This window comes from Cryobacterium algoritolerans (assembly GCF_004402785.1).
In the GTDB taxonomy this organism is placed as follows: domain Bacteria; phylum Actinomycetota; class Actinomycetes; order Actinomycetales; family Microbacteriaceae; genus Cryobacterium; species Cryobacterium algoritolerans.
This window is the reverse complement of sequence record NZ_SOFP01000043.1, coordinates 43,310-49,736: the sequence shown is the minus strand read 5'-3', so window position 1 is coordinate 49,736 and position 6,427 is coordinate 43,310. Positions and strand designations below refer to the sequence as shown.

Annotated in this window: 6 protein-coding genes; all 6 read left to right on the top strand. The window is 66.6% G+C overall.

The window, feature by feature from the left end; all coding sequences use genetic code 11:
• Positions 1–312 precede the first annotated feature (312 nt).
• The 6 genes from E3O19_RS08030 (at position 313) to recA (ending at position 6,426) form a co-directional block, all read left to right on the top strand.
• Positions 313–3,162: an FtsK/SpoIIIE family DNA translocase gene (locus E3O19_RS08030; RefSeq protein ID WP_134566816.1), complete on the top strand. Its 2,850-nt coding sequence runs from the start codon at positions 313–315 to the stop codon at positions 3,160–3,162.
• 3 nt (positions 3,163–3,165) lie between these two features.
• Entirely contained in the window at positions 3,166–3,765 is a 600-nt protein-coding gene (gene pgsA / locus E3O19_RS08025) for a CDP-diacylglycerol--glycerol-3-phosphate 3-phosphatidyltransferase (protein WP_134566815.1), read from the top strand.
• 5 nt (positions 3,766–3,770) lie between these two features.
• Positions 3,771–4,277: a CinA family protein gene (locus E3O19_RS08020; protein ID WP_134566814.1), complete on the top strand. Its 507-nt coding sequence runs from the start codon at positions 3,771–3,773 to the stop codon at positions 4,275–4,277.
• 168 nt (positions 4,278–4,445) lie between these two features.
• The gene (locus E3O19_RS08015) at positions 4,446–4,754 is read left to right on the top strand and encodes a helix-turn-helix domain-containing protein (RefSeq protein WP_134566813.1); all 309 of its coding nucleotides are present in this window, start codon (positions 4,446–4,448) and stop codon (positions 4,752–4,754) included.
• 31 nt (positions 4,755–4,785) lie between these two features.
• Positions 4,786–5,007 carry a DUF3046 domain-containing protein gene (locus E3O19_RS08010; RefSeq protein WP_134566812.1) on the top strand — a complete coding sequence of 74 codons (222 nt, stop codon included), beginning with the start codon at positions 4,786–4,788 and terminating at the stop codon, positions 5,005–5,007.
• Between the two features lie 288 nt (positions 5,008–5,295).
• Positions 5,296–6,426: a recombinase RecA gene (gene recA, locus E3O19_RS08005; protein WP_134566811.1), complete on the top strand. Its 1,131-nt coding sequence runs from the start codon at positions 5,296–5,298 to the stop codon at positions 6,424–6,426.
• The last annotated feature ends 1 nt before the right edge of the window (position 6,427 follow it).

The following is a 6,427-nucleotide window of genomic DNA, read 5'->3' as shown; positions in this document are numbered from 1 at the left end:
GCGCAGCCGGTCCGCGAGCGGGGCGGCGGTGGGCCGGGCCGGGCTCTGGTCGCGGAGGGTGGTGGACATACCGCAATTCTACGGAAACAGGAACACAAATATGAGAGAAAGTCAAAGATGTGGATAACTTAATCGAATCTGAATTCGACAGACTCAATCACCGACGGTGCGTGATTTCGACAGGGTCAAGCACCGACGAGTGCGTGATTTCGACAGCCTCCATCGCCGACCGGTGCGTGATTTCGACGGGCTCGCCCGGCATGTGGGCGTGGGATCACCCCGAATCGCGGGCGCGGCGGTACCGTTGTTTTCATGGCCACGAGCACGAAGTCGACCGGGCGTGCCCGCAGCACGACTGCGCGCGGCACCCCGGCGCGCAAACCAGTCGGGAAGACGGCGAGCCAGAAGACCGTCAAGTTCACAGCCGGCGACCCGGGCCCCGGACTGTTAGCCCGGATCTGGATCGCGCTCGCCCATGTCAGCGGCGGCGCCGCCCGCGCCCTCGGCCCCGAACAACTCTCCAAAGATGAACGCCGCGACGGCCTGCCGTTCTTTCTCGTGCTCCTCGCCATCGCGGGGGCGGTGATCGAGTGGTTCCTGATCAACAGCCCTGTCGCGCAGACCTTCGACGCCTGGACCTTCGGCGGCCTGTTCGGCCGTGTCGCGTTCGCCCTGCCCGTGATCATGCTTCTCTTCGCGGTCTGGCTCTTCCGCAAACCCAGCTCGGTGCACGACAACGGGCGGATCGGCATCGGCCTCTCGCTGCTGCTCGTGTCGGTGTCCGGCCTCTGCCATGTCTTCGGCGGTCAGCCGGCCCCCAGCGACGGCATGGAGGTGCTCGCCCTGTCCGGCGGTGTGATCGGCTGGATGGTCGCCGCCCCGCTGATCTACCTGACCACCACCATCGGCGCCACCATCGTGGTGATCCTGCTGCTGGCCCTGAGCCTCTTCATCATCACAAAGACACCGCCGAACCGGATCGGCGCGCGCAGCCGCGAGCTCTACGCCTGGCTGTTCGGCGCGCAACTCCCCAACGCCGAGGAACGCGCGGCTGCCCGGGAGGCGAAGCTGGAGAAGACCGTGCAGGTAGAACTCGACGGCGTCGACGAAGACACCAACACCCTGCCCTGGTGGCGGCGCAACACCAGCAAGCGTGAGGAAGACCCCGATTTCAGCGGCCCGGTCAGCTCGGATGCGCACCCCGCCGGCGAGGCCGAGCCGCCGGCATCCGACCCGCTGAGCACGCTGCTCGGCGGCGACGGCCGCGGCAGCTTCGACACCGCACTGGAGAGCGCCCAGCCGTCCTCGGGCAGGAACAAGGACCACTACGGCACCGAGGTCCTCGAGGACCTGCTGCGCGCCGAAAACGCCATCAAGCGCTTCACCGGCGAGATCGACGTGCAGCGGGGCTCGGCGACGGGCCTGTACGCGGACGACCCGACCGGACTCACCGAGGTGCTGCCCGGTTTCGACGAGCTCGACTCGGCCGCCCTGGCTCCGCGCCCCGAGGCGGCGGCCCCCGAACCGGCGGCACCGTACCAGCTACCGTCGAACACGACCCTGACCAAGGGCCCGCCGGCGAAGGCACGCTCGGCCGCGAACGACGAGATCGTGAAGTCGATCACCGAGGTGCTCCGCCAGTTCCAGGTCGACGCGAAGGTCACCGGGTTCTCCCGCGGTCCGACCGTGACCCAGTACGAGATCGAACTCGGCCCCGGCGTCAAGGTGGAACGGGTCACCGCGCTGAGCAAGAACCTCTCCTACGCGGTCGCCTCGAATGAGGTGCGCATCCTCTCGCCCATTCCCGGCAAGAGCGCCATCGGCATTGAGATCCCCAACACCGACCGCGAGATCGTCACCCTCGGCGACGTGCTCCGCTCCGGGACCGCGACCAACAGCACCCACCCGATGACCATCGGCGTCGGCAAGGACGTCGGTGGCGGGTTCGTCATCGCCAACCTCGCCAAGATGCCCCACCTCCTCGTCGCCGGTTCCACCGGCTCCGGCAAGTCGAGCTTCGTGAACTCGATGATCACCAGCCTGCTCATGCGCGCCAAGCCCAGCGACGTGCGGATGGTGCTGATCGACCCGAAGCGGGTCGAGCTCGCCGCCTACGCCGGGGTGCCGCACCTGATCACGCCGATCATCACCAGCCCGAAGAAGGCCGCCGAGGCCCTGCAGTGGGTCGTCAAAGAGATGGACATGCGCTACGACGACCTGGCCAGCTTCGGCTTCCGCCACATCGACGACTTCAACAAGGCCGTCGTGAACAACGAGATTGTGCTGCCCGCCGGCAGCGCCCGCACCCTCAAGCCCTACCCCTACCTCCTCGTCGTCGTCGATGAGCTCGCCGACCTGATGATGGTCGCCCCGCGCGACGTCGAGGACTCGATCGTGCGCATCACCCAGCTCGCCCGCGCCTCCGGTATCCACCTCGTCCTGGCCACCCAGCGGCCCAGCGTCGACGTCGTCACCGGGCTGATCAAGGCCAACGTGCCCTCACGGCTCGCCTTCGCCGTGACCAGCGTCACCGACTCCCGGGTCATCCTCGACCAGCCCGGCGCCGACAAGCTGATCGGTCAGGGTGACGCCCTGTTCCTGCCGATGGGGGCGTCCAAGGCGATCCGGGTGCAGGGTGCCTGGGTCAACGAGGCCGAGATCGAACGCGTCGTCAAGCACGTCACTCAACAGGCCCGCCCCGACTACCGGCCGGATGTCTCGATGGTCGCCCCGCGCAAGGAGATCGACTCCGACATCGGCGACGACCTCGAGGTGTTGCTTGCCGCCGCCGAACTCGTGGTGTCGACCCAGTTCGGGTCCACCTCGATGCTGCAGCGGAAGCTGCGGGTCGGCTTCGCGAAGGCCGGACGCCTGATGGACCTGCTCGAGTCCCGCGAGATCGTCGGCCCATCCGAGGGGTCGAAGGCCCGCGACGTGCTCGTCACGGTCGAACAGCTCCCGAGCGTGCTCGCGCTGCTGCGCGGCTCGGACGAGCAGCATCACGCGGCCGCCGCCAACGCGCAGGCCGCCGCCGCACACCAGGCGGACAGCGCCCCCGACTCCCGGTACGCGGGCGACCCGGTCGCGAAGATGTCGGAGGGGTACCCTGAGAAAGAGGCTGCACCCGATGAGGATGCCTGGCAACTGACCGACAGGGAATGACCGATGGCCACACCACTCACGCCTGTCGCGCGCCCCAGCAACTGGAACCTACCCAACCTGATCACGATCGTACGGATCCTGCTTGCCCCGCTGTTCATCTGGCTGCTCCTGGCCGACGCAGGCCGGGATGGCGCCCTCCGCTGGGCCGCCGCCGTGCTGTTCATCATCGCGATCGCCACCGACGGGATCGACGGCGCGATTGCCCGTCGCAACAACCAGGTCACCGACCTCGGCAAGCTGCTCGACCCGATAGCAGACAAGGTGCTCACCGGCGGCGCCCTGGTGTCGCTGTCGATCCTCGGCGAATTATGGTGGTGGGTGAGCATCGTCATCCTCGTTCGCGAGATCGGCATCACGGTCTTCCGCTTCGCCAAGCTGAAGGACAGGGTGATCCCCGCTTCCCGGGGCGGGAAACTCAAGACGGTGCTGCAGTCCGTGGCGATCTCGCTGGCCCTGGTGCCGCTCTGGCTGCTGCTGGGTGACTGGGTTTTCTGGCTGAACTGGACAGTCATGGCCGCCGCTCTGGTCGCGACCGTGGTCACCGGGATCGACTACCTCCTCGCCGCCCGCCGCGAGAACCGCGGCGCCGCAGCCGCGAGTTGACGTCGATGACTGCCTTTCCGGACCGGACGGCCGCCCTGGTCGGGGCGTTGACCGCTGCCGGCCTCACAATCGCCGTTGCCGAGTCGCTCACCGGCGGCCTGCTCGCGGCCGAACTGATCCGGATCCCCGGCGCCTCCTTCTGCGTCAACGGGGGAGTCGTGGCCTACCAGACGGAGCTCAAGCACACCCTGCTCGGCGTGGACACCGAGCTCCTGGCCGAACACGGGCCGGTGCACCCTGAGGTCGCCATCCAGATGGCCTTGGGGGTGCGTACCAGACTGGCGATCGCCGGCCGGGCCGCCGATCTGGGCATCGCGACGACCGGCGTCGCCGGTCCGGACCCGCAGGGCGGGCAGGTCCCCGGCACCGTCTTCCTCGGGCTGTCCCGCGGCGGCGACGGGTGGGCGATTCCGCTCATCCTGGCCGGTGACCGGTCGGCGATCCGGGAACAAACCGTGGCCAGGGCGGTCGAAGCTGTGCACACCCTGATAGCCCGTTCCCGCCCGGAATAGTTCCCACGACACGTCGGTTACACAGAGAAGATTCACAAGAAAAGTCCAGTAGTCGTCGGTAGTCTCAGGGTGTCGGATGAATGTAGTACTGCAGTCCATCCGCCACACCAGACAGCAGACGACCGTAGTTCACAAGCGGTACTTAGAAGGTACAAGAAGGAGGTTCCGATGATTCTCGTAAGACAGGAAATCGGCGATGTGCTTAGGGACTTCCGCCTGCAGAAGGGGCGCACTCTGCGTCAGGTTGCGAGCAAGGCCAGCGTGGCCCTCGGCTACCTGAGCGAGGTCGAGCGAGGTCAGAAGGAAGCGTCCAGTGAAATCCTGGCATCCGTCGCAGACGCGTTGGACACCCCGATCTCGGTCATCATGCGTGAGGTCGGCGATCGTCTCGCGGTCATCGAGGGAATCGATCGTTTTCCGGACACCGTTCCGGACGAACTGGTCGCCAACTTCGACACCGGGTTGATGGTCCGCTGACGAGTACGGCGACGACTCGTGTGGTTTCGGCATGCGCCTGAGTGAATTCCGTCAAGCCCTGAAAGAGGAATTCGGCGAGGGTTACGGTCGGGTACTCACCCGCGACCTCATCCTCACCGCCTTCGGGCGCACCGCCGACCAGGCCCTGGCCGGCGGTGCGTCGGCGCGCGACGTGTGGCTGGCGCTCTGCGCCGAGACGGATGTCCCGAAGAGCCGTTGGTACGGGGCCGGTCTTCCGGCTGCCCGAAAATAGCAACCCCCTGCTTCCGGTCTCCGCAGCCGAGTTTCGACGACACGCCAGCACCGCGAACCAAAATATCGAATGCGTGTTCGTATTTTGATAGGCTCCTCAACAGCGGACGTCGACGACGAATTGTCCCCGTGCGCCACAGTTTCCGACCAGTGTCGGCGGTGCGGCGTACAGTCAGATTTCGTCAGAGACAGACAGCGAATGCCTTGTCGAGAACGGCACCCGGGGTCTTCCCGGACGCCGCGGTCGACAGCCTATAGGCGCCGAAACGCACGACCGAAGGAGTCCACCATGGCATCAGCAGCAGATCGCGAAAAGGCACTCGATACCGCGCTCGCCCAGATCGACCGCCAGTTCGGCAAGGGTTCGGTCATGCGCCTGGGTAGCGACGAGCGGGCCCCGGTCGAGACCATTTCCACCGGCTCCATCGCGCTGGACGTCGCACTGGGCATCGGCGGGCTCCCGCGCGGCCGCATCGTCGAGATCTACGGTCCAGAGTCTTCGGGCAAGACCACGCTGACCCTGCACGCGATCGCCAATGCGCAGAAGGGCGGCGGAATCGCCGCCTTCATCGACGCGGAACACGCACTTGATCCCGAATACGCCAGGAAGCTCGGCGTGGACATCGACGCTCTCCTCGTCTCCCAGCCCGACACCGGCGAGCAGGCGCTCGAGATCGCCGACATGCTCGTGCGAAGCGGGTCGATCGACCTGATCGTCATCGACTCCGTCGCCGCCCTCGTGCCTCGTGCCGAGATCGAGGGCGAGATGGGGGATTCGCACGTCGGGCTCCAAGCCCGCCTGATGTCCCAGGCCCTGCGCAAGCTCACCGGTGGCCTCAGCCAGACCAACACCACCATGATCTTCATCAACCAGCTGCGCGAGAAGATCGGCGTGTTCTTCGGCAGCCCGGAGACTACCGCCGGCGGAAAGGCGCTCAAGTTCTACGCGTCGGTCCGCCTCGACATCCGCCGGATCGAGACCTTGAAGGACGGCACCGAGGCCGTCGGTAACCGCACCAGGGTCAAGGTCGTCAAGAACAAGATGGCGCCGCCGTTCAAGCAGGCCGAATTTGACATCATCTACGGCATCGGGATCTCCCGTGAGGGCAGCCTGATCGACTTCGGCGTGGACCAAGGCATCGTCAAGAAGTCCGGTGCCTGGTACACCTACGACGGCGACCAGCTCGGCCAGGGCAAGGAGAACTCCAGGAACTTCCTGCTCAAGAACCCCGACATGGCCAATGAGATCGAGAAGAAGATCCTCTTCAAGCTCGGTGTGGGCCCCGAGGGTGCCGCAGCGAAGAAGGCCCAGCTCGCGGCCGACGCCGCTGCCGCAGCCGCCGAGGCCGCCGCGGCGAAGGAAGCCGGCGTGGATGCCAAGTCCGGCCCGACGAAGCTCGCCGCCCGTAAGGGGGCCTAGC

Bases quoted from the DNA above. Each gene is read 5' to 3' on its own strand.
- pgsA (WP_134566815.1), top strand. From the start codon at position 3,166: ATGGCCACACCACTCACGCCTGTCGCGCGCCCCAGCAACTGGAACCTA.
- E3O19_RS08010 (WP_134566812.1), top strand. From the start codon at position 4,786: ATGCGCCTGAGTGAATTCCGTCAAGCCCTGAAAGAGGAATTCGGCGAG.
- recA (WP_134566811.1), top strand. From the start codon at position 5,296: ATGGCATCAGCAGCAGATCGCGAAAAGGCACTCGATACCGCGCTCGCC.
- E3O19_RS08020 (WP_134566814.1), top strand. From the start codon at position 3,771: ATGACTGCCTTTCCGGACCGGACGGCCGCCCTGGTCGGGGCGTTGACC.
- E3O19_RS08015 (WP_134566813.1), top strand. From the start codon at position 4,446: ATGATTCTCGTAAGACAGGAAATCGGCGATGTGCTTAGGGACTTCCGC.
- E3O19_RS08030 (WP_134566816.1), top strand. From the start codon at position 313: ATGGCCACGAGCACGAAGTCGACCGGGCGTGCCCGCAGCACGACTGCG.